19 protein-coding genes are annotated in these 23,310 nt (G+C 34.7%); 1 reads left to right on the top strand and 18 read right to left on the bottom strand.

Annotated features, from left to right (window positions below; all coding sequences use genetic code 11):
* Positions 1–194: 194 nt before the first annotated feature.
* The 17 genes from COE53_RS19285 to COE53_RS19205 form a co-directional block, all read right to left on the bottom strand.
* Positions 195–3,023 carry an InlB B-repeat-containing protein gene (locus COE53_RS19285; protein WP_098948559.1) on the bottom strand — a complete coding sequence of 943 codons (2,829 nt, stop codon included), beginning with the start codon at positions 3,021–3,023 and terminating at the stop codon, positions 195–197.
* Between the two features lie 611 nt (positions 3,024–3,634).
* Positions 3,635–4,960 (bottom strand): GntT/GntP/DsdX family permease, encoded by a 1,326-nt coding sequence (locus COE53_RS19280; protein ID WP_069032085.1) that lies wholly within the window; start codon positions 4,958–4,960, stop codon positions 3,635–3,637.
* Positions 4,961–5,012: 52 nt separating this feature from the next.
* A complete protein-coding gene (locus COE53_RS19275; RefSeq protein WP_069032084.1) occupies positions 5,013–5,735 on the bottom strand; it encodes a GntR family transcriptional regulator in 723 nt (240 codons plus the stop codon).
* A gap of 18 nt (positions 5,736–5,753) precedes the next feature.
* Positions 5,754–6,767, bottom strand: a complete 1,014-nt coding sequence (locus tag COE53_RS19270) for a sugar kinase (RefSeq protein WP_091021162.1) — start codon at positions 6,765–6,767, stop codon at positions 5,754–5,756.
* Positions 6,760–7,512 carry a 2-dehydro-3-deoxy-phosphogluconate aldolase gene (dagF, locus tag COE53_RS19265; protein WP_091021161.1) on the bottom strand — a complete coding sequence of 251 codons (753 nt, stop codon included), beginning with the start codon at positions 7,510–7,512 and terminating at the stop codon, positions 6,760–6,762. The genes COE53_RS19270 and dagF overlap by 8 nt, the downstream gene beginning before the upstream one ends.
* The gene (locus COE53_RS19260; protein ID WP_069032081.1) at positions 7,509–8,618 is read right to left on the bottom strand and encodes a DgaE family pyridoxal phosphate-dependent ammonia lyase; all 1,110 of its coding nucleotides are present in this window, start codon (positions 8,616–8,618) and stop codon (positions 7,509–7,511) included. The genes dagF and COE53_RS19260 overlap by 4 nt, the downstream gene beginning before the upstream one ends.
* Positions 8,596–9,699, bottom strand: coding sequence for an amidohydrolase/deacetylase family metallohydrolase (locus COE53_RS19255; protein ID WP_098948558.1), 1,104 nt, complete (start codon positions 9,697–9,699; stop codon positions 8,596–8,598). Before COE53_RS19255 ends, COE53_RS19260 begins: the two co-directional genes overlap by 23 nt.
* Positions 9,700–10,037: 338 nt before the next feature.
* The gene (locus COE53_RS19250; RefSeq protein ID WP_098948557.1) at positions 10,038–10,478 is read right to left on the bottom strand and encodes a GNAT family N-acetyltransferase; all 441 of its coding nucleotides are present in this window, start codon (positions 10,476–10,478) and stop codon (positions 10,038–10,040) included.
* Between the two features lie 249 nt (positions 10,479–10,727).
* A complete protein-coding gene (locus COE53_RS19245) occupies positions 10,728–14,825 on the bottom strand; it encodes a S8 family serine peptidase (RefSeq protein WP_098948556.1) in 4,098 nt (1,365 codons plus the stop codon).
* A gap of 503 nt (positions 14,826–15,328) precedes the next feature.
* Positions 15,329–15,787 carry a tRNA (N6-threonylcarbamoyladenosine(37)-N6)-methyltransferase TrmO gene (gene tsaA / locus COE53_RS19240; protein WP_069032077.1) on the bottom strand — a complete coding sequence of 153 codons (459 nt, stop codon included), beginning with the start codon at positions 15,785–15,787 and terminating at the stop codon, positions 15,329–15,331.
* A 112-nt stretch (positions 15,788–15,899) separates the two neighbouring features.
* Positions 15,900–16,601 (bottom strand): hypothetical protein, encoded by a 702-nt coding sequence (locus COE53_RS19235; RefSeq protein ID WP_098948555.1) that lies wholly within the window; start codon positions 16,599–16,601, stop codon positions 15,900–15,902.
* Positions 16,598–17,470, bottom strand: coding sequence for an ATP-binding cassette domain-containing protein (locus COE53_RS19230; RefSeq protein ID WP_069032075.1), 873 nt, complete (start codon positions 17,468–17,470; stop codon positions 16,598–16,600). Before COE53_RS19230 ends, COE53_RS19235 begins: the two co-directional genes overlap by 4 nt.
* A gap of 12 nt (positions 17,471–17,482) precedes the next feature.
* Positions 17,483–17,854: a GntR family transcriptional regulator gene (locus tag COE53_RS19225; protein ID WP_069032074.1), complete on the bottom strand. Its 372-nt coding sequence runs from the start codon at positions 17,852–17,854 to the stop codon at positions 17,483–17,485.
* A 169-nt stretch (positions 17,855–18,023) separates the two neighbouring features.
* Complete coding sequence (locus COE53_RS19220) at positions 18,024–18,473, bottom strand: S-Ena type endospore appendage (protein WP_069032073.1); 450 nt, start codon at positions 18,471–18,473, stop codon at positions 18,024–18,026.
* A 155-nt stretch (positions 18,474–18,628) separates the two neighbouring features.
* The gene (locus COE53_RS19215; RefSeq protein ID WP_180242457.1) at positions 18,629–19,861 is read right to left on the bottom strand and encodes a BclA C-terminal domain-containing protein; all 1,233 of its coding nucleotides are present in this window, start codon (positions 19,859–19,861) and stop codon (positions 18,629–18,631) included.
* A gap of 79 nt (positions 19,862–19,940) precedes the next feature.
* On the bottom strand, positions 19,941–20,276 hold the full coding sequence (locus tag COE53_RS19210; protein WP_069032071.1) for a DUF3992 domain-containing protein: 336 nt from the start codon (positions 20,274–20,276) through the stop codon (positions 19,941–19,943).
* A 25-nt stretch (positions 20,277–20,301) separates the two neighbouring features.
* Positions 20,302–20,679: a DUF3992 domain-containing protein gene (locus tag COE53_RS19205; protein ID WP_091021152.1), complete on the bottom strand. Its 378-nt coding sequence runs from the start codon at positions 20,677–20,679 to the stop codon at positions 20,302–20,304.
* 331 nt (positions 20,680–21,010) lie between these two features.
* On the opposite strand from COE53_RS19205, the gene COE53_RS19200 reads away from it, so the two are divergent.
* The gene (locus tag COE53_RS19200) at positions 21,011–22,606 is read left to right on the top strand and encodes a peptide chain release factor 3 (RefSeq protein ID WP_098948554.1); all 1,596 of its coding nucleotides are present in this window, start codon (positions 21,011–21,013) and stop codon (positions 22,604–22,606) included.
* Between the two features lie 136 nt (positions 22,607–22,742).
* Here COE53_RS19200 and COE53_RS19195 read toward each other — a convergent pair whose 3' ends face one another.
* Positions 22,743–23,309 carry a helix-turn-helix domain-containing protein gene (locus COE53_RS19195; protein ID WP_098948553.1) on the bottom strand — a complete coding sequence of 189 codons (567 nt, stop codon included), beginning with the start codon at positions 23,307–23,309 and terminating at the stop codon, positions 22,743–22,745.
* Position 23,310: the final 1 nt, after the last annotated feature.

The following is a 23,310-nucleotide window of genomic DNA, read 5'->3' as shown; positions in this document are numbered from 1 at the left end:
ATGGGCAACTGATTTTAATATGATTTTACTTTTAATTTCAAAAGTCATTTAGCATGCTAGACTAATTTGCAAGTAAGTTGCAACTAAAAATCAATCATCTAAATTCGCAGAGTCCCATAACAAAAAAGCGCTCAACACGAAGGTTGAGCGCTACTATTCATGACTTGTTCGGTTTTCCCATCTTTAAGTGATGCTTACAATTTAGCGGATCGGATGACTGACCACCCACTGTATACTTTTTTCGTTCCCACTAATTTGTAAGCCCTCACCTTGTAGTAATACGTAGACCCTCTTTTTAAATTCGAGTTCGTCACTTGAACAGATGTTGTTGATTTAATTAGCGTATAGGAGCCACTACTTTTGGTTGCTCGATAGAGTTCGTATCCCGAAGTGCCTGTTACCTGACTCCAAACGATTTTGAGACTGGTTGAACTGGATTTTGTCACCACGATACTTTTTGGTGTAGGTGGTGGCGTGACTGTCCATTTCGCATAAAGCGTCGTATTCGTTGTGACTTTATTACTTGAAAAATTCCACGGTGTTTTCAAGCTTGCCTCTTTGTACCACCCACCAAACGTGTAACCTGTTCGTTTGGGTGCTGTTGGCGCTGTGATCGTGGTGTTGTAGTCTGTTGTTTTCGCACTAACTTTACTTCCACCATTACTATTAAAATTCACTGTGTACTGATTAACTGTCCATTTCGCATAGAGCGTTGTATTTACTGTGACTTTATCACTTGTAAAGATCCACGGTGTTTTCCCACTTGAATCTTTGAACCACCCACTAAATGTATAACCTGTTCGTTTTGGTGCTGTTGGAGCGTTAATGATTGTGTTATAGTTTGTTGTCATCGAATTAACTTGACTTCCACCAGTGCTGTTAAAGCTCACTGTGTATCGATTCAACGTCCATTTGGCATACAATATTGTATTCGCTGTGATTTTATCACTTGAAAAAACCCACGGTGTTGTCCCGTTCAATTTATACCACCCTGCAAATGTATAACCTGTTCGTCTAGGTGGTGTAGGCGCCGTTATGGTCGTGTTTTCGTAAGCAGTGGTCGGACTTACTAGACTTCCACCCGTACTATTAAAGTCCACTCTGTACGATCGAATGTTCCACTTCGCATAAAGTGTCGTATCTGATTCGACTCGATCACTAGATTCGTACCATGGTTTTGTAAGATTTTCATCCTTATACCATCCACCAAATACATACCCAGTCTTCGTCGGCTGCGGTATATCTAGTCGATCAAAAAGACTGCCTTCTTCATAATATCTGTCCGAAACGAACGAACCTCCATTGCTATTGAAACTCACTTTATGATACGGAAGAGATACGATAACGAGTACTCTTGCTTTGTACTCACCAACCTCTGAGGTCGCTGTAACTGCAACCTTTCCTCTTTGAATAGCTGTTACATTCCCATTTGAATCAACGGTTGCAACCGACGGATTACTCGATGACCAATGGATGGTTTGATTAGACGCATCAATTGGTGTCACCTCTGCTGTTAGTTTCCCTGTTGTACCGATTGTCAAATACAGTGGGTCCTCAGGCAGTGTGACTTTGACATAATCGTTCACGACGATTGGAATTGTCAGTTTCTCTTCATTATTTTTCGTGGATACCCCTTCTAATACCGCTGAACCGGGACCTATCACACTAACTCCCCCGTTATAATAGGAATAGACTATTGACTGATTCGAACTGGTCCAATGAAAGGTTTCACTTGCATCCGCCGGATTAACGGTAACTAACTTGAAATCCGTACCGTAATCGACTGTTAGTTGTTGAATTTGATTAAGTGGACGAAGATCAAGTATGATGGCATAATCATCAGAAGCAGCAGAACCGACCGCTAGAATTCCGTGTTCATTTGTTGTGACACCGTTAAATTCATCATAAACCGAGCCACCAATGGTTTTTTTCCACACAACGTTACCATCACGGTCATATTGAACGAGTAATGCATCTTCTCCATCCGTATTGAGATGGTCCAAATCACCATCATTCGAGAACGCACCACCCGCAGCTAGAAACCCATCACTTGTTGGTGTGACTGCGTTAAAACCATCTGATCCACTCCCCCCGAACGTTTTCTTCCATACAACGTTTCCGTTTACATCATATTTTATAATTAATGCATCAGACGAAGCTTTTCCTGCGATGATAACTCCATCATCTGTTGTTATGATGCTATTGTACGAAGAAAAAAGGCGACCACCATATGCTTTTTTCCAAATGACATTCCCTTCTACGTCGTATTTCACGATGAATCCAGTCGGAAATCCTTCGGTCAGACCTGTTACATCTCCATCTTCTGAGCTTGTTTCTCCTACCGCGATATAGCCATCACTTGTTGTGATAACTGAGTGAAACATATCAGATTCACTACCACCAAATTTTTTAAGCCAAATTTGGTTCCCATTGTTATCATATTTGACGATAACCGCATCGCCATTCAAATAACCAGCAGTGATAAACCCATCACTTGTTGCAGTGACGGAGTTAAATGAATTTTTACTATTGACACTTCCTAGTTCATTTTTCCACTCAACGTTCCCATCACGGTCATATTTCACGATGATGGCATTTATATAACCCTCTTTTAGGGTTAAATCACCATCATTCGAAGCGGCATAGCCAACTGCTACTGTACTATCACCTGCTGTTGTAACTGCATTAAATGCATCACCGCTACTACCACCAAACGTTTTTGTCCACTTGATGTTCCCATTCGGACCATATTTCACGATGATGGCATCTTCGTACCCTTTATTAAGGCCCAATAATTCACCTTCTGTTGAGTCCGAATAACCTACTGCCACATGATCATCGCCCGTTACGGTAACAGAGTTGAAATGGTCACGCTCACTATGACCATCACCAAACATATCTAGTTTGCCGAGCATTCTTGACGGTTCATTCGCTGCTTTAACAGTTTGAATGAAGGAAGTTAAGTTACTAGTTGAAAAAAACAATAAGCAGATAAGGACAATTTTAAAAGTAGTCTTCATCATTCACACACCCTTCTAGATCGACCAACGATGTCATCGAACTTCTATTAGACAATTATATAATTGTTCAGACTATCTTGATAGAGTTTTTCTACCAATTCCTTCCTTTGATTTTTTCGAGTCTTTAAAGTTGAAACTTAGGGGTGAAACAATGCAGTTAGATGAAGAAATGCTAGAAAAGAAGATTGGACTGCAATTAAAATCCGAAAATAGCAAATAAAAATTGCAAATCTGCAATTAAAACTTGAAAACCGCAAATAAAATTAGCAAATCTGCAATTAAAAATCAAGAATCGCAAATAAACTGAATAATTACCTATGCCAGTAAGGGTATTACGAGTTAATAATTTTACAATACTAGCAACTTTGAATTGGCAAACTACCAAATATGCTCTAACACATACAAAATAGTATAAAATTCTTCTAATAACCAAAATAAAGTACGATTTTATTAACTATAGATGAAAATTATTATGAAATACCCCCACTACTTTAGATCACCAAAGCTCTGGTAATAATATCTGATGTTCTAAAAAGCGTTCTTATAAATATTGAAAAAAGAGGCGCCTTTTGTGTCAGTTAACCTGACTTTTGAGACAGCCTCTTCCTTTATTCTTAAATAAAAATATCTAATACTAATGTAAGTCCAAACGCTACAAACGAAAGAAGCGTTTCCATTACTGTCCATGTTTTGAATGTTTCTTTGACAGTTAATCCTAAGTATTCTTTTACTAACCAAAAACCTGCATCATTTACATGTGAAAACATTAGTGAACCGGCGCCAGTTGCAATAACAAGTAATTCTAAGTTTACACCTGTCATATGTGCTACTACTGGTGAAACAATTCCAGCAGCTGTTGTTAAAGCAACCGTAGCAGAACCAGTTGCTATTCTTATTAAACCTGCTACCAAGAATGCAAGTACGATTGGTGATAGTGACATTTGTTCAGCCATAGTTGCAATGGCAGTACCAACACCGCTTTCAATAAGAATTTGTTTAAATGCTCCACCTGCACCGATGATTAAGATAATTGAAGCTAAAGGTGTTAAACATTCATCCGTTAATTTTTTGATTAAAGTTTTGTCCATTCCTTGGCGATACCCTAATAAGTAATATGCTGCAAAACAAGAGATTAATAGAGCAATTACAGGGCTACCAATTAAAATGAAGAATTTAGCGATTGCACTAGGTAGGGATAAGTATGGTGTAATTACCGTTAACACCATTAGTAAAACTGGAAGTAAAATAATGAAAAATGATACTCCTGTACTTGGTAAAGCATTCGACTTCGTTTCAACTCGAATTAATTCTGGTTCACCAATTGGCGTTACACGTTTGTGAATCCATTTTGAAAAGATAGGACCTGCAATAATTGCAGTTGGAAAAGCAATGATTAATGAATAAAGTAGGACGCGTCCTAAGTCTGCATTATAAATACCAATCGCTGTCATCGCACCAGGATGTGGTGGCACTAAACCATGTACGATTGATAAACCAGCAAGTACTGGGATACCAATTAATAGAATATTTGAATTGGTAGATTTACGAATTGATATAACAAGAGGTAACAAGATTACTAGACCTACCTCAAAAAATACTGGAATTCCAATAATAAATCCTGAAAGCAACATTGCCCATGGAAGGTTTTTTACGCCGAATTTTTTGATAAAGAAATCAGCTACTTGCATTCCTGCTCCAGAATCTGACATCATTTTTCCTAAAATCGTACCTAAAGCTAAAATCCCAACAAGATGGCCGAGAACAGCGCCTACTCCTGTTTCATAAGCAGTTACAATTTTATCCATTGATACGCCAGAAAAAACGGCTAGGAAAAGGCCAGCTACTGATAAACTAATAAATGCATGCCATTTCCACCACGATACTCCTAATATAACTATAACGATTGCTACTAATGTAATTCCTATTAAATATAAATCCATTATTTCACACTCTCCCTTAGTAATCGCTTACATTTTATATAATGAAGATACATTACTGCGTTGAATCATTGTAAGTTACAACGTAATTTTGTTTGGCCGTATTATAGTACCCTTCACTGATTTCTAAAACATTTCCATCTTCATCACTAGAACGACGTATTCTTTTTAATGTGGTTGTGCCTTTTTCTAAATTTAGAATCTCACAAACATGATCCGGAGCGACCGCTACTGCAAATTCATCTCGGAAAGATTCTAATCGAATATTATTTTCTTCTAAGAAACGATATAAGGAACTGATCTGTATGTCTTCTATTTCTTCTTCTGTGACATCAATTGAAATATAGTGTGTAAAGTGAATATATGGTTCATTTTCCAGTAAATAAATCCGCTCAATTTGGACATATTTATCACCAAATACAGAATAAGGAATAGAATCCGCTGTTATTTCCGGCTTTTTTATACTCAGTACTTTTTTAGTAATATGATGTCCTTCCTCTACTAGAATTTCTGTAAAACGTTTCCCTTTTGAAAGTTTTGCGCTCGTTACATTCGCAATAACCTTTGTTCCTTTACCACTTTTCTTTTCTAAGTATCCTTCTTGAACAAGTTCTTTTATAGCATTTCTAATCGTAATTTTACTAACACTAAACTCTTCTTCTAACTGAGGTTCAGAGGGAATATTTGTGTGAATTGGATAAACTCCGTGTAAAATTCGATCCTTTATCATCTCTTTAATTTGTAAATATAACGGTCCTTTTCTACGATTCACACTCATTCCCTTACCTCTCCTTTTTTAGCGCTTAATATCATCAATTGTCCCAGCCATAGCTGATAAAATTTCTGCTTCAGTTGACATTGGAGTATCTCCAACAATCGTACATGCTAACATACCCGCTGTTTGAGCAAATTGAACGGTTTTTTCTGGTGAAAACTCAGTTAACACACCATGTAGTATACCGCTAGTATAAGCATCTCCAGCACCAATTCGATCGTATACGGAAAATGAAGTATTTTCCGAGAAGTGAAACTCTCCATTCGTGTAAATATATCCACGTAATGAATGTGAATTATCACTATTAATTGCTCGGTGCGTTCCAGCAATAGTTTGTATGTTATATTGTTTTGCAACTTTAGGAATAAGGTCTTTCAGTTGTGTTTCCCGGGAAGTACCTTCTGTCTCCATTCCTAAAACATACATCGCATCTTTCTCATTCATCATCACGATATCAGCTAAAGCTAGCATTTCTTCATAATGAGGTTTTGCTTTACTATATCCTCCATCCCATAAAGAAGGTCTGTAATTACAATCGAAACAAACTAATCCGCCATTTTCTTTTACTTTTTTCGCGAGCATTTTCATTGTTTCTCTGACATCATCTGTCATCGCTAGTGTAATACCACAAAAATGGATCACATCTGCTTGTTTTGCAATTAGATCAAGATCATAATCGATATAAGATGCAGTATTAAAGCTACTTTCTAACCGATTAGTATAAGTCACACGACTGGAGCGCTGTCCGAAACCATTTTCTAAAAAATACAGTCCAAGATATTTACCGCCTCTAGTTATATAATTTCGATTAATTCCTAATCGCTGTAAGAAAGCAACCGCAGCATCTCCTAATGGATTGTTTGGCAATTTTGTTACCAAATAGCCTTCATGACCAAGTTTAGTCAACGCAGAAGCAACATTTACACCAGTTCCCGAGAAAGAATATTGTAATGCGTTTGCTTGTGCCAGTAGTTCATACCCTGGCACTTGCAATCGCATCATTACTTCTCCGAAAGCAACAATTTGTTTACGCATATTTTTCAACCAAACTTTTAGTGATTGCTAATAATTTTCTTACATCTTCAGGATTAGTTTTTCCAGTTTCTTCATTAATAATTGAAGAATATACATGTGGGATAATTTTAGGTACTTTTTCTTCCAATGCAATTTCTAAAATCTCTTCAAAATTCTCTAAATCAATACCACCTGTAGGCTCTAGGGCAAAACCTTCTTCACCACATGCTTTTGCTACAGCACGGAACTCTTCTACGTGTTTTAAACCTTTCATTGGGAAGTATTTTAATGCATTTCCACCCATGTCACGAACTAAGGCAATCGCAGATTTGATTGGTACAATCGCTGTTTCGCTAGCAGCACTTACAGGTCCAGTAGAAATATTTACATAGCCTACTTTTCCAGTTGGAGATACAAGGGAATTGATCCAACTATCTTTTTCACCTAAGTTAGCGCGAGTTGCTCCTACTGCAGGAAATACTTGATTAATATGACTTCCTGGATAATGTTTAGCGATTTCTGCAACAACTGCTGCTTGTTTGTTATCACCAGCACCAAGTCCAATCGATACTGCTTCATCAATTGCTGCACCGTATTCTTTCATTGCTGTAACTGCAGCCTCTACAGTTGGGTAATCTTTAGAAAGAACACCTACTAATACATGACCTTCTGCAGCTTCAAAAACTTCAACTGCATTTTCAATACTATTAGCTAAAACATTTAATGCTACTCGGTTGTTATAAAAACGTTTTTCAATTTTTGTCATTGTTCAGTTCCTCCTAATATTGCTCTAAGTTGTGCTTCTATTACGTAAATATCATCTGATTGTAGTGGTCGTGGATCAATATCAAAAAATCCTTGACGAACTCCGTAATCACGAGTGTAAATCGCGATACTACCATTCTTTAATTGATCATTTACATCCTTTGCTGTAGTTTTCGTTACAACAGGATCAATTTGGATTCGAGCTCTAAAAATAGCTCGTCCCGCTTCATCTTGTACAATCGTGACTTTTAAACCATCGATCGATTCTAGTGATTTTAAAACTTCTAAACTAGCTTTTTCATTTTCACTATTATCTTTTTTGACAAAATATTCATCCAAAGCCTGCAGCAGACCAAAAGTGGTTTCTTTACCAACTTTCATACTTCTACCGATACAATGTAATTGTACTTTTAACCATTCGATATATTTTTCCTTACCAGCAACAATACCTGAAGTAGGTCCTTCAATTGCTTTCGAACCACTATATATTGCTAAATCAGAAAATTTGACATATTTTTGCAAATCTTCTTCAGCAGCAGCATCTATAATGAAAGGTACATTATTTGCCCGCGCTACTTCCCAAGCTTCTTCAACTGAAATCATATTTTTTTGAACAGCATGATGAGATTTCACATATAAAATTGCAGCTGTTTTTTCATTAATAGCATCTGCAATATGCTCAACTTTCCCTTCATTTGCATAACCGACTTCTACTAATTTACCTCCACCAAGGAAAATCATTGTTTCAACTGGAGCACCATACTGTACGTTGTGCCCCTTTAACATAATGATTTCATTTTTATGAATTGGTTCTTGGTGTAATCTTTCGCTTTTACGTCTGTTTCCTTCAGTTACAATGGCCGCTACTGAAAGTGCAATTCCACTTGAAGCAGAGTTAACAACAACAGCTGACTCTGATTTAAGAAGACCTGCAATATGAATTCCAGCCTTATCAACTAAGTCCGAAATTTCAACGTAATTTTGACCACCTATTTTCATCGCTTCCATTACAGTGTCCGTAGGAGCAGAAACACCTAATATACTCATCCTACCGCTTGCATTAATTACCCTTTTCAAACCATATTTAGCATTCAACGTGTTCTCCATTAATAACCACTCCTTTTACTACGATTTTTTGTTCAGCTTTACGCTTGTCTCCTTCAGAATCAAGTAAGGTTGTCACTTCATCTTCAATAGTAAATAAAGTGAGGTTCGCAATATCTCCTACTGAAATTCTTCCAAGTTCCGGTTTATTAAGCCACTTAGCCGCATTAACGGTAACAGCATCAATAATCTCTTCTAGTGAATAACCTAAGTATAAAAATTTTGATAAAACATGTGACATACTATAGACTGGTCCATTCAATCGATTTTTCCGATAAATATCAGTACTAATCGTATCGAATTTAATTCCATGTTCTTTAGCTTGCAAAGCCGTTTTAAACGAAAAACTTGCATTGCCATGCCCAACATCCAAATGAACACCTCGATTAATTGCATCTAGAAAATTTGGAAGAGGTCTTCCCATTTCATCAAATAAATTATTTGCTTTCCCATTTAAGTAGTGAGTAATAATATCTTTATTTTCAAGTAGGTTTAGAACATCATTAATATCTGGAGGTCCTGAACCTATATGAACCATAAGTGGTAAATCTGTTTCGTTAGAAAACTTACGCGCTATTTTTAAAGGTTCGACACCATTTTTACCTACTACACTTTTGCTAATCCTTGCCTTCAGTCCGATAATAAAATCTTTATGCTCTGCAATCGTATTTTTGAGTTGAACCTCATCTAACCAAGACAAATCAGATAACTCATCAATTCGTTTTAAGCCAATTCGCGAAATATTTAAAAATGCGAAAACATTTGTTTTTGACTTTTTACAGCTACTAACCAATTCGGACAAATTATCAGCACCAGTGCTACCCGCATCAACAATTGTAGTAACACCTGTTTTATAACCGATCTCGTCGACATCATCACCATATGGCTCAAATTCTGCAAATGCATGGACATGCAGATCAATCCAACCACTAGAAACAAATACATTATGCTTGTAATCTACTATTTTCTCACCATTACCAGTTCCAGCAGCTACAATGTCTATAATCTTTTTATTTTCTACTATGATATCTACAGAACTTCCATCTATCATTTTTACATTCTGTAGTACGAAATGATCCTTCATTTCCCCTCATCCTTTTCAGTAAACAAAACTAAAATTGATTAATGTATTCGTTTACATCAATCTTGTTTATTATTCCAATGTAGAATAACATCTAAATTCGAGTTAGTCAATATAACGTTATAATGTTTAAATATTTTTTTATCCTTTTACTTAAAACCAATCACGAATAACATGCGTCAGATGGTCTATTCATCACTTTCAACCTGCTTACTATTTGCTATTAAAACTTTGTTATTATACAAAAAAAGCTTGTAAACATGGAGGAAACTCCAATTGTTTACAAGCTTAAGCGAAGTGAATTTACCAAATTCGTTTTCATAATCAGTAATATGATCCTTTTAGTATACAATTAATTCTTTATTAAATACTTTTTGCGATTTTGTATTTTTAAACCCAATCTTTTCATAAAAAATAAGTGTCTCTATTCTAGTTTCATTTGTCCGTACTCGTATTTCTTTAAATCCCGATAATTTTGACCATTCTTCGCATCTTTCCACTAGTAACTTACCAATTTTTTGACCCCGATATGTACTATCAACAATCAAACCACCAATTTCAACATATGGTGGAGACTCAATCAAATATCGTCCGTGAGCATGAATCCATCCAATAAGTTGACTTTCAATTTCTGCTACAATGACCACATGATCATTCTGATTTATTATTTTATTTAATCTTTCAATGACTTCATCTTTTTCAACATTGTAACCCAATTGACCTGATAATCTAGCAATTTCTGAACTATCATTTGTTGAGGCAATTCTATATTTAATTTCCATACTCCACCTCGCATTTTATTTTGTATTTACAAATTGTTTTTTATTTAATACTTGTACTTCTCTAACTAAGACTTTGTTATTTGAATCATAATACAAAATGTTAGAGGATAAAAACTAAAGGAGAAACATTCTGAATTTTCGTTTTTTCTATCGAATTAAAATTGTTTCAGATTCCATTAACATTTTTATTTAATCCATCAAGAATATCAACAATCTAAAAAACCTATCCGATTCGGATAGGTTCAAAATCTAATTGATTCCTAAAGACTTCTTAATCGAATCAATTGTTTTTCCATTATACTCCTTAACACCAGTAGGAGTATCTAATACATAATCATTCTCTTTTAAATAATTTGGTTCAAGTAACTTGAAATCCAATGAGTCAACTTTACCATCAAAATTAATATCAGCATTACGGTTATTCGAACCCCAATTTTGTTCGAGTAGTATTACATCATAAATATCAACTACATTATCTTTATTAAGATCCCCAGTATTTTCTCTTACAGTAGGATAAGAGATACTTTCACCAATAAAAATATCACGATCTTTTCGACCAATTTCCATAGGTGTGTAAGTAGTAAAATGACCTGGGACATCTATGATGACTGTATATAATTGTTGCGTAATTGGAAGTTTACTGAATACTATGTTTCCATTCTTTTGAATTTCACCAGTATAATATTGACCATTGGAGTCTTTTGCTTTTGCTTGTGCACCGATAGTAGTGTAATCAATTGCAAAGTTAAAACTGCCAGTTGCATTTAACAATCCTGCTGCGTTGATTTTTGCAGTAGCATCTGAATAAGCTGAGTAGCTTGGTAAATATCCAACTTGAGTATACGGGTTTACTGTTTTACCATTTAGATCTTTATACGAAGATGAAGTGATATAGAAAAAAGTAGTATTAACGTTTACAAAAGTATCTCGGTTCGTCTCTACTTGCATATCAAACAATGGCGTATCACCAGTTATACCATCACCTGGTGCCTTTATATTAATTGTATTTGATTTGCTGGTAGTTCCTGTTGAAGTAACTGTAAATTGAGTATCATCAGATAAAGCCTTATTTTTATTAAATCCGACTGAGTTAAAAAATCTTGAAGTGTAATCGAATTTAAGTGTTAGATCTTTTGCATTTTGCAAACCGTGAGCATAGAACGTATAAGTTAATTGATCACCCATTGTAAAAGATTCTTTATTTGGTTTGGCATAAATATATTGTGTTCCTGGTTTCATATAGTAAACTACTTTCGCCATCGTTGAATTACCCGCTCTGTCCGACGCTACAAATTGGAGCATATTGACTGGATTTGGAGAATCCACAGATATTTCTTTGGAAAACTTACCATTTGCATCAGTAGCAATACCAATGGCCGGAGCGTTTGGTCCATACCAAGCTTTATTAGTTGCTTGTGTAACATTCATACCGCTATTTTCCATTTCCGTTGCTTCATTATCTATAATATTTCCAGATAATGTAACTGTTTTTTGGCCAGGTGCTAATTCAACAAATGGAAGATCACCTTTAGGTAGTGCATTTGTATCATCTAATGTGAATGTTGGACGGTTATTATCGATATATACTTGGTCTGTTTTGGTGTACTGTTTTCCGTCTAAATTTGTACCAATTACTTTCATTTTATATATTCCTTGTGTTGCTTGAATCGATGTGTAGCCAACTGGTTTCTTAGCATTACCTGTAAATGGAAAATAGCGACCAGTAAAGGCTTTTTGAATATAGAGATCTTTATCAACTCCTGCACTTGACACATTAATTGTACCAATTATTCCTAAATCTTTATTAGTTTTTGGATCTACTAAAATAAAATCTAATGTTTTCATCGGTGAATTTAATTTAAAATCTAAATCAGACGCCTTAACGCTATATGGTGCAGTATCACGAGTTGTAGAGATGCTTGGTGAATGAACTTTGAAATATTCAAAGCCTTCTTCTACTAAACGGAATCCAAATGGAATTTGATAATGATCGTCTGGATCTTTTTCATTCACAACATGAATATAGCCCTCATATGTTCCTTTACTTGCAGTTGTTGGGATCGTAAGTGTTGCAGGAATCATCTCCTGGCTATTCTTCTTCATTTTAAGATCTTTAGGTACTGTTACACTTACCCCGTTTGACTTAGCATCCAAAGATCCACGTGTACCGATATTATATTCTACCGAAATATTATATTTTTGCATTTTATCAGTATGATTTGTGATTAATATATTTGTAGTTTTCGAAATAGCATTATTATCTACAGGAATAAAACCATAACTAAGACCACCAGTTTGCTCATCAATATTTACTTTTTCATTATTTTTAAAATATGGCGTTGTATCTTGAACGCCTAGTTCGATACGTGAATAAATCGCTTCATAAGGATCTACTCTACCTGCCCCAACTTCAAACACGCTGTATTTACTTCTTAACGGATCCGCTGTATTCATCAAGACGGTTTTAATATCAGCAGGCGTATAATCCGGATGAGCTTGTAATAATAATGCAGCTATACCAGTAACATGTGGAGTTGCCATTGACGTACCAGACATTCGCATATATGCAGAAGAATAATCTGTTGAATCATTTTTGTTATTGATATATGCAGGAACAGTCGATAATACATCTACGCCTGGTGCTGTAACTTCGGGTTTAATATCATATAAAGTTCCTGATGGCCCCCTAGAACTAAAGCTAGCTAAATCATCACCAGGAATTACATCTTCACCAATATTACCTAATGTAACTGATGGTGTACCATTACTAAATAAATCGCTAACCGCTAAGCCATCTTTATTTGTCATTGAAAATACCGGGATATTATCATTGCTTTCTCCCAAATAATACGGGATCTGTCCCTCAGTGGCATTATTGTTGTATATAATTACCCCTACAGCTCCATTTTGCTTTGCATAGTTCATTTTATCAACAAGTGCATACGTCCCTCGAGCAACAAATGCAATCTTACCTTGAACATTTTTTCCTGTGTAATCTGTTGGACCACCTTCTCCAACATTTACAATTTCAAATGTTTTTCCAGACATTTTAGTAAAATCATCTGTCCATTTTTTTGTCATTAATCGAAGAGTACTATCCTTACCTTTACCGTTTACTAAAAATTTACTTGCGAATGTAGTAACTGTAGTTGGTACAGAACTCGCACCTACTGTTAACGCAAGTGCTGCTGCACCTGGAGAGCCTAGTGTGTACATACCATCTCCAGCATTTCCTGCTGCAACGACAGCTGTAACACCATTTAAAACGGCATTATCAATTGCTAAGCTAGTTGCTTCTAATGGATCGTTTATAGAGGCCCCAAGCGAAAGATTAATTACATTCATCCCATCGGCTACCGAACGATCAATTCCTGCAATTACTGCAGAATTAGAACCTGAACCATACGGTCCCAATACGCGGTATACATATAAGTCTGAATCAGGCGCTACTCCGGTTACTTTATAATCAGAATTATTTTTCCCTCTTCCAGCAATCGTTCCGGAAACATGCGTACCGTGATCAGTATAATATGAGCTGCCATTAACAAATTCAGCTTTTTTAGAAGCTTTCCATTGATCGTATGTTGCTTCCATTGGGTTATTATCATTATCTACGAAATCATAACCACCTTTGTATGCATCTTTTAAATCGGGATGGTTATAATCAATACCCGTATCGATAACACCTATCTTAATATTTTTACCTGTAAAACCTTCTTCATGCAATTTATCAATTTTTAAAAATGGTAAACTATCAACCTTTGATTGGTCCTTTTCGACTGGTTCATCCGGTGGCTTAATTTGTATTATTGAATCACTATAAACAGCTTTAACTGTATCCAAATCTAGTAAATCCTTAATTTGATTTGCTGGAAGTGTCAATGAAACGCCGTTAAACGCATTCTGATATGTATATTTAATTTGAATTCCTTCATTACTTGCTTTCTCTTTATTTCCTAATTTTTCTTGTAATTCTTGTTTAAAGTGAGCATGCGACTTAGTTACATTTTCCTTCGCCTTTTCTAATGAAATTGACTCCCCTTCAACAGCCTTCTCTAACTGTGCTACTTTAGCAGGAAGTTCTTTAAATTCAACAATTACAGAAACATCTTTATCACTTGATAGGTCGATATCATCTGATAATTGCAAACCTGTTTTTGAACCAGCAAGATCTAACTGATTCAAAGCCTCCCTTTGTTCTGCTGTAAGTGATTGTAGAATGCTTTCTGCTTCACTTGAGTTCGCATATGCTGGCTTTTTACTAATCATAGTCGATCCCAAAATTGTACTGCTAGCTAAAACTAGTACTGATGTGGTTTGAAAAAATTTACTACTTAACCCCTTCATTTAATAACCTCCAACTTTTTCTTAATTAAAAGATTCTAAAATAAGAAAGAATATATGTGATTTTTCAGAAAAATCACTTAACTTAGATTATAGCTAGAGTTTTTCTTGAAAAGTATTGGGGGAATTTTCATGAATGAAGGAAATTATAAAATAAATTAAATGTCGATATTAGTAAAATCTGATAAAAAAATAAAGTATTGCGTTTACCTAAATGTAGATTCATGTAGTTTAATGTAAAATCCCATTAAAAAACTTGGGGGAAATTCACTAATAACGCCTTATATTATTGTTCTAGCTAAATTTTAAATTAAAAATTTTTAACTATTAGTACAATATAAAAATGATCAGAGCAAGGGCGTATGTGAGTGGCATCTTAAATACATTGTCATCAATTGTTTTTATAAGGAAATAATAAAAGTTGGATTAATTTATTTACATAAAAACAAAAAAAGAGTTTCCCCAAAAAAACCTTTGAGAAAACTCTTTATCTTTTTTTAATTTCTTCACCAATATTTTTCCATTAAAGCCTTTGACCATTCTGCTTGTTTGATCTCTCCTTTTGGAAGAAATTCTTTCATAATTGGTTTGATATCAATGATTGGCGTTCCATCGATCGCATCTAACCCTTTAACTGTAAGAATGCGGCCACTGTGTTTTAATAGTTCTACTGATGTTAGCCCTAATTTATTGGGTCTGTTTTTACCTCTTTGAGCAAAAATTCCAACCTTTGGATAATGAATATTATTTCTAGGATGTCTAGCATTATATTGAATCATTTCATCAGTTACTTTATCGAAATAAAAAATTATCTCTAAATGTGAAAAATCACTTATTCCACTTAATGCTTCTTCATTAAACTCCTCTACTAACTCAATTTCAGAAATAATTGACCCCCAGTTATCGTCTTTAATTTCTTTTCTTGAATTTTTAACAAACGCAATTGGCTTAATAGTAAATGTCATCAATTCATCTCCTAACTTATTGTATTTCGTCTATATTATACTGAATTTTTCGTTAATAATTTATAAAAGAAAAAGTATGCATTCTATCCACATACTTTTTCTTGAATCGGTTTTAACTTCTACCTCTCATTTTTAATGGTGCATTGATCATCATTGGAAATGTTAATAATTGAAGCACTATTCCTACTAATCCAATTAAAGTAAACAAATTAATCGGATTAATATTAAAAATCATAGAATAAAAGTCTGAACTTATTCCATTGATTGATAAAAAGGTCATTAAAATACTAACTAAAACTAGTGTTAGTAGAAAATAGAGAATCCCCAATCTTCTAACTAATACAGCAATAAAAGAAGAAAGCCCTAGTATAATAAAACCAACCATTAGGTCGACCCAATAATACGTAAAGAAATGATATCCTGAGGAAACTAAATCTGCAGGATGGTAAAAGTGAAAACTATTTATTCCTTTGTCTAATAATATTTTCATAATGTAATACATTATATTTAAATAAGTAATACTTGAAATAACCATTAATACTGACATTACATTATAAGATTTTAGAAACTGTCTTCTTGTACTACCTAATCCAATTGCAACTTGGAAAGGAATGACCAATCCTGCAACCGCGAATGTACTAATCCCCCCATAAATCGGTCCAAACAAAGCTGCACCACTTTGTAAAGGGATATTAAAAATTAAACTAACGAGTACGTAAACAACTGATAATAACAAAGTAATTAAAGAAAATATTTTAAAATACCATTTCAATTCATCGAAAACTAGTTGATAAGTGCCTCTTATCGAGTTCATCTTTTCACCTCTTTGTTTTTTGTTTTATTTATTAAATAGTCTTGTAGAGTTGCTTTTTCAATTTTAAGATGATGATCTTCAGCGATTTTTTTCCATTCATTTGTAAATAACTCATCGATCATTACTTTTTTAGTCGAACTGATTTTTGAGGATTCAAGTATAGAAATATTTTTCGTTACATGTTCTATTGAATCTATATTGCCAGAAAGAATAATACCTTTCTCCCGCATAACATCCATTTGTTCATGAAATAGTACTTTTCCATCATTTACTACAACGATCGTTTCACATAATGGTTGAATTTCTTCGATATGATGTGTTGAAAGTAATATGAGTCTTGGATTTTCTTCATAGCTTTCCAATAATGCATCATAAAATAGTTTTCTTTTCACTGCATCTAGTCCATTAGTTGGCTCATCGAGAACTGTTATTTTTGCGTTACTAGCTAATCCTAAAATGATTTGCACTGCCGTTTTCATTCCTTTTGAAAACTTAGTGATTTTTTTATTCATCGGTAACTCAAAAACTTGCACTAAATGTTCAGCAAATTCTTGATCCCATTCAGGATGAAAGTACCTTCCGTATTTTAATAAATCGTCTATTCTCCAATTATGACCAAATGGATGATTTTCTTGGATATAACAAATATTCTCAAGAACATTTAAATTATTATAAGGTTCTTCCCCTAAGACTTTTATTGAACCTTCGTTTGGTTTATAATGGCCAGCGACTAAACTCATCAAAGTTGTTTTTCCTGTACCATTTCTTCCCCATAATGCAATAATACTCGGTTCTGTTTCAATTAAATTGAAATTCGTTAAAACTGGTGTATGCTTATAGCCATATGTCAAATTTTTAATTTCGATCAATTTTTACCCCTCCTAATTCGAGTCGTTTTTTCTCTTTATTAATTCAATTACCATTTCTTCATTTAAATGAATTCTCTTGGCTTCTTTAAGTAAAGGTGCAACATAATCTTCATAAAACTGCTGTTTTCGCTCTAAAAGTAACTTTTCTTTTGCTCCAGTAGAAACAAACATACCTACACCTCTTTGTTTAAAAATTATCTCCTTATCAACTAATGCTTGAAGTCCTTTCCTTGCAGTTGCAGGATTAATATTAAAAAAGCGAGATAATTCATTTGTTGAAGGCACTTGTTCACCCTCTTTAATTCTTCCGTCTATAATTTCGTCCATAATCATCACCGCAATTTGTTGAAATATTGGTTGTGATTCATCTAATGTCGGTTTCATTAGCACCTTCCTTTCTGGTTAGTTATTTAGTTAGTTACTCATGTAACTAACCATACTACTCCTTAAATCATATGTAAAGTGTTTTATTTAAGTACGCCTATTTTTTAGGAAATAAAAAAAAGCTTAATGCGATTATGCAATAAGCTTATGTTTAAATACTATGTGTTTATTATTTTTCAATAATTTTACCAGTTATACAATATTTTCCTTCTAAATAAATTGGAGATTGACCTGAGTGTAGTATGGTCACAGTTTTTATATATTGACTAGTATAGCTACTCGTATTACCTGGTAACACGGAAATTATATGACAGATATTGCTACTTACTTCGATTGTAATCGGTCCAGTACTGCCTTCGCTATTATAGACTGAAATCGTTGCTAAAGCAGTTAAATTTCCACCTAAACTCCACAGTTCAACTGGTTTATCAAGATTATCTTGAATCATAATATTGCCAAATAGATCAATTGGAATACATGGATCACATTTTGTTGGCGGAGGTATTGGTGTTGGGGGGGTAGGTGGTGTTGGCGGAGGTACAGGTGGTAATAGAGTTGGAGAAGAAACTGGTAATTTAATACTAGGTAAGTTTGATATATCTGGTCTTTTTTGTTTCAATTTTTATCCCTCACTTATTATAGTTAATATCCTATGTATCTAAAATACTGAAAAGGCATTATTTTTAGTATTAAATAAAACATAAAAAGAAAAGTGACCACTATTAATCTTACTCATATAACTTGTAGTCACTTGTTGAATTAAAATAATATTAATTAACCTACTCTAACAATGGAAATTGTCGCAGCGGTCGTACCAGCTGCTAACGATACTGTAGCGGCTAAAGTAGCAGACACCATTACTTGTATCGAATCACCTGCATTTATATTAATAATCACTTGATTACTGACTAAACTTAATCCAACTGCAGCAGAAATATTTGTACCTGCAACTCCAGCCCCATTTCGAAATAACTGAAAAGTCGTTAATAAAGATAATGTAGGATACACTTGATATGTTATTAAATATCTACCACTTGTATTAATCGTAAAAATGGTAGCTGTTGGGTTGTTCACTGTTATATCTGCTGATAAATTTTGCGCGTTCGGAAACGGTATCGGTGAAGGGCCTAAAAGTGTAATCGCAATTGTTGCTCCAGAGGTATTTGCTGCCGATCCAGAAGTATTAAAACTTGATCCGGTTGATCCTGTTGCTCCAGTTACTCCGGTTGCTCCCGTTATTCCGGTTGAGCCGGTTACTCCCGTCGCTCCCGTTATTCCGGTTATTCCCGTTACTCGTGTTACTCCCGTCGCTCCCGTTATTCCAGTTATTCCCGTTACTCCTGTTACTCCCGTCGCTCCCGTCGTTCCCGTTATTCCAGTTGGGCCGGTTACTCCCGTCGTTCCCGTTGTTCCAGTTAGGCCGGTTACTCCCGTCGCTCCCGTTATTCCAGTTGGGCCGGTTACTCCCGTCGTTCCCGTTATTCCAGTTGTTCCAGTTGGACCGGTTACTCCCGTCGTTCCCGTTATTCCAGTCGGACCGGTTGACCCGGTTACTCCTGTCGCTCCCGTTATTCCGGTTGGGCCGGTTACTCCCGTCGATCCGGTTAATCCTGTCACCCCAGTTGCTCCGGTTGTTCCAGTTGGGCCAGTTACTCCTGTCGTTCCCGTTATTCCCGTTGACCCGGTTAATCCTGTTATTCCGGTTGAGCCCGTTGCTCCGGTTGGACCGGTTAATCCAGTTGCTCCTGTTTCTCCTGTCGTTCCCGTTATTCCACTTGGCCCGGATACTCCTGTCACCCCAGTTACTCCTGTTTCTCCTGTTATTCCCGTTGCTCCAGTCGGGCCCGTCACCCCAGTTGAGCCAGTTACTCCTGTTGGACCAACTTTTTTAATCGCATTACATGAAAAACTATTACAACAACTACATTTATTCGAATTGGAATTGAATCCTTTTACGAAAGGAATTGCATTACCATTCTCATCTTTATTATTCATAAAAGAATACATTAATTATCGTTCCTCATTTCATTACATAGGACTGTTCAAAAAATTATTCTGAACAATACTATTTAGATAAAATGAACTATTACATTGAATATCTAACCGTTAAACAAAACTCACCCTCTACTACCCCGGTTAAACCTGTAGTATCAATTTGAATTTCATCGAATAGCTTTTCTGAGAAAGCTACACTACTTTGAGGTGGGACAGTAAGGGTATCAATTACATTTCCTCCTCTTAAAAAATTAACAACGATATTATCTGTTCCTGTATCATTTTTTACATAGCCTGTTGCAGAAATAATTGGAGCGATATTATTTGTAAAGATTGTGATAATACCGGGTGTATTCACTTGCCAAGTTATACAAACTTTGTCTTGAAAAATATTTTTAGTTGAGCAACAACTTAATCCATTACACATTTGCTTTTCTCCTCATTTTCTTCAATTAAACAGAATATCGTGTTGTTATACAAAACTCACCTTGAAATAGTATACCTGCTCCAATGGGAATAACGGCTTGTATTACATCAAATCTTCTAATTGTAAATGCCAAACTAGAACCTAATGTTACAACTTCAGAATTAATCGTGCCTCCAGCAGAGTTTAAAAATAAAATCTGTATTGGTGTTGCAACAGAACCTACCTCATACTTCACAAAACCAGTTCCTATAATATTTTGGTTAAAATTATTTTTAAAAAGTGGAATTGTAACGGTTGTTGCATCTCCTACTGCTTGCCATGGTGTACATACCTGGTCTTGAACAAAAACCTTTTCAGGACAGCAAGTTAATGTTGATGTTGAACAATTACATGATGATGCCATTTATGTTTACTTCCTTTCTTTCATTAAAATGAATCATTATCATATAGTAATCAAAGTGTCCTGAACATGCTTGTACATTTGTCATAAAAAAAGGAATCTATCACCCATAACTAGGAGATAGATTCAGCATTTAAAAGATTGATAAAAAAATGAATGTTATATGAAAAAATTACAAAATAAAACGAAAAAAGAAAATTCTTATTTCATAACTTGGAAATACTTTGTATATAACTTGGTTACTAAATGTTTCATCAAACGCTGAATTCTAGTATAATAGATAAGATGTAAAAATTTGTTTATGATCTTTGATTTAGAAAGGACTTTATAATAGATGTCAAATAAAGAATTAATCAATCAAGTTGCTAAACGCCGTATTTTTGGGATCATCTCTCACCCTGATGCTGGTAAAACAACTTTAACTGAAAAATTACTACTTCATGGTGGGGCTATTCGTGAAGCTGGTACTGTAAAAGCTCAAAAAAATTCAAAATATGCAAAATCTGACTGGATGGAAATCGAAAAACAACGTGGAATTTCTGTAACTTCCTCTGTTATGCAGTTTGAATACGATGAAAAAATGGTATCAATTATGGATACTCCTGGTCATAATGATTTTGGTGAAGATACATATCGTGTACTAACTTCTGTTGACTCTGCTGTAATGGTAATTGATGCTGCAAAAGGTATTGAAGCACAAACTAAGAAACTTTTCCAAGTTTGTCGTTTACGTGGTATTCCTATTTTTACCTTTATGAATAAATTAGATCGCCAAGCTAAAGATCCACTAGAATTAATGGAAGAATTAGAAGAAGTTCTAGGTATGCCTTCTGTTGCAGTTACTTGGCCAATCGGAAGTGGAATGCAATTTGAAGGGGTTTATGATCGATTAGAAAATGAAGTTCATCTTTTCCGAAAAGACGAAGTTATTAAACTTGGTCAAGATGGCGTTCATGGTCCTGAATTAGAAGCACATTTAGAGCCTTCAAATTTAGAAAATTTACGAGATGAAGTTGATCTTTTAGAAGGTGCAGGAAATGAATTCAATTTAGACTTAGTTCGAGCTGGGGAACTTACTCCTGTTTTCTTCGGTACAGCATTAGTCGATTTTGGTGTAACACCATTTTTAAATCATTTCTTAGATATGTCACCTGCACCAGGACCTCGTAAAACAATTAATGGTGAAGTTAATCCAACTGATGAAGTATTTAGTGGTTTTATATTTAAGATTCAAGCTAATATGAATCCTGCTCACCGTGACCGTATTGCATTTCTACGAATTTGTTCTGGTGTATTTGAACGAGGAATGAACGTAATGCTTTCTCGTACAGGAAAACAAATTAAATTAAGTCAATCAACTCAATTGATGGCTAATGACCGTGAAACGATTGACAGAGCATATGCTGGTGACGTAATTGGTATTTACGATTCAGGTACTTATCAAATCGGAGATACAATCACATCTAGTAAGCAAAAATTATTCTTTGAGCCATTACCAACTTTCCCACCTGAGTTATTCTTACGAGTTAGCCCAGTTAATTCATTAAAATCTAAGCACTTCCATAAAGGTGTTGAGCAATTAGCTCAAGAAGGTGCAATTCAAGTTTATAAAAATGAATTTAATGAGGTTATTTTAGGTGCTGTAGGTCAACTTCAATTTGAAGTATTTGAATACCGCTTAAAAAATGAATATGGATCTGATATCCGTAAAGACCATGTTGATTATAATATTGCTCGATGGGTTAAAACTGATGATGTAAAAGGACTTAAGAAATATCAAGACATGCGTAACATGCTAGTATTTGACCGTTTCGAACGTCCATTATTCTTATTTGCAAACGAATTTACATTCAATCGTTTTAAAGAACGTCATGAGGAATTAGAATTAGTTGAAGCGCTTGATGTTAACAATGAAATACAAGTTGATTAAGGTTATTTGAGGTTGAATATTTAAAGAGGTGATGAGTAAAAACGTCACCTTTTTTTATGTAATTTTATGATGGTTTATAAGGTTAATTCTGATACATATCTTGATATAATTAAGTTTAAAAATATCAAAAAAGTATTTACCTTATGAACTCTGTTAACTGTTTTTCTAACTCCTTTCTCTGTTTTCTTATATCTTCTGTTTCTTGTTGTTTAAAATAAGACTTATTTAACCAGGCTGGAACAATTTCAGTTCTTTTAGACATTTTATTACCTGTATTTCGAACCCTATTTTGATTAGTAACTGTGTTAACTACCTTTTGATCAGGCTTTACAACCTTCTGCACTATCTTACTCTTTATTTCTTTAACTACTTCAACAATCTCTTTTATCAATTCAAATGGTTTGAAAGGTAATAATCGAATAATATTCGTTGATCGTCTACCATCAATAAATTGAGCTGATACACAAATGATTTCGTACTCTTGCATACGTTTTACTGTCCTCTGTACTGTCTTAGTAGACACATTTAATTCAGTGGCGATAGTGGAGTAGCTTTCGTAGAACTTACCTTTATATTTGCGTAGTTTTGAAATGATGTACTTAACGATCATTCCAGATTGTTTTGAGAAATAACGTAGTTTTGTTTGCATGTGTCTATTACCTTGTTCAAAGATGTCAGAAACGTTTGTAAGTGTAGTAGTCATT

Source organism: Bacillus sp. AFS029533 (genome assembly GCF_002585125.1).
Classification (GTDB): Bacteria; Bacillota; Bacilli; order Bacillales; family Bacillaceae_G; genus Gottfriedia; species Gottfriedia luciferensis_B.
Note: the sequence above shows the minus strand (reverse complement) of the source record. Positions and strands in the feature narration are given on the sequence as shown.

Excerpts from the sequence above, each read along its gene's own strand:
- COE53_RS19250 (WP_098948557.1), bottom strand. The coding sequence starts at position 10,478 with ATGGAAATTAAATATAGAATTGCCTCAACAAATGATAGTTCAGAAATT.
- COE53_RS19255 (WP_098948558.1), bottom strand. The coding sequence starts at position 9,699 with ATGAAGGATCATTTCGTACTACAGAATGTAAAAATGATAGATGGAAGT.
- COE53_RS19210 (WP_069032071.1), bottom strand. The coding sequence starts at position 20,276 with ATGTGTAATGGATTAAGTTGTTGCTCAACTAAAAATATTTTTCAAGAC.
- COE53_RS19245 (WP_098948556.1), bottom strand. The coding sequence starts at position 14,825 with ATGAAGGGGTTAAGTAGTAAATTTTTTCAAACCACATCAGTACTAGTT.
- COE53_RS19260 (WP_069032081.1), bottom strand. The coding sequence starts at position 8,618 with ATGGAGAACACGTTGAATGCTAAATATGGTTTGAAAAGGGTAATTAAT.
- COE53_RS19200 (WP_098948554.1), top strand. The coding sequence starts at position 21,011 with ATGTCAAATAAAGAATTAATCAATCAAGTTGCTAAACGCCGTATTTTT.
- COE53_RS19280 (WP_069032085.1), bottom strand. The coding sequence starts at position 4,960 with ATGGATTTATATTTAATAGGAATTACATTAGTAGCAATCGTTATAGTT.
- COE53_RS19235 (WP_098948555.1), bottom strand. The coding sequence starts at position 16,601 with ATGAACTCGATAAGAGGCACTTATCAACTAGTTTTCGATGAATTGAAA.
- COE53_RS19270 (WP_091021162.1), bottom strand. The coding sequence starts at position 6,767 with ATGCGTAAACAAATTGTTGCTTTCGGAGAAGTAATGATGCGATTGCAA.
- COE53_RS19195 (WP_098948553.1), bottom strand. The coding sequence starts at position 23,309 with ATGACTACTACACTTACAAACGTTTCTGACATCTTTGAACAAGGTAAT.
- COE53_RS19225 (WP_069032074.1), bottom strand. The coding sequence starts at position 17,854 with ATGAAACCGACATTAGATGAATCACAACCAATATTTCAACAAATTGCG.
- tsaA (WP_069032077.1), bottom strand. The coding sequence starts at position 15,787 with ATGACATTTACTATTAAGCCAATTGCGTTTGTTAAAAATTCAAGAAAA.
- COE53_RS19275 (WP_069032084.1), bottom strand. The coding sequence starts at position 5,735 with ATGAGTGTGAATCGTAGAAAAGGACCGTTATATTTACAAATTAAAGAG.
- COE53_RS19205 (WP_091021152.1), bottom strand. The coding sequence starts at position 20,679 with ATGGCATCATCATGTAATTGTTCAACATCAACATTAACTTGCTGTCCT.
- COE53_RS19215 (WP_180242457.1), bottom strand. The coding sequence starts at position 19,861 with ATGTATTCTTTTATGAATAATAAAGATGAGAATGGTAATGCAATTCCT.
- COE53_RS19285 (WP_098948559.1), bottom strand. The coding sequence starts at position 3,023 with ATGATGAAGACTACTTTTAAAATTGTCCTTATCTGCTTATTGTTTTTT.
- dagF (WP_091021161.1), bottom strand. The coding sequence starts at position 7,512 with ATGACAAAAATTGAAAAACGTTTTTATAACAACCGAGTAGCATTAAAT.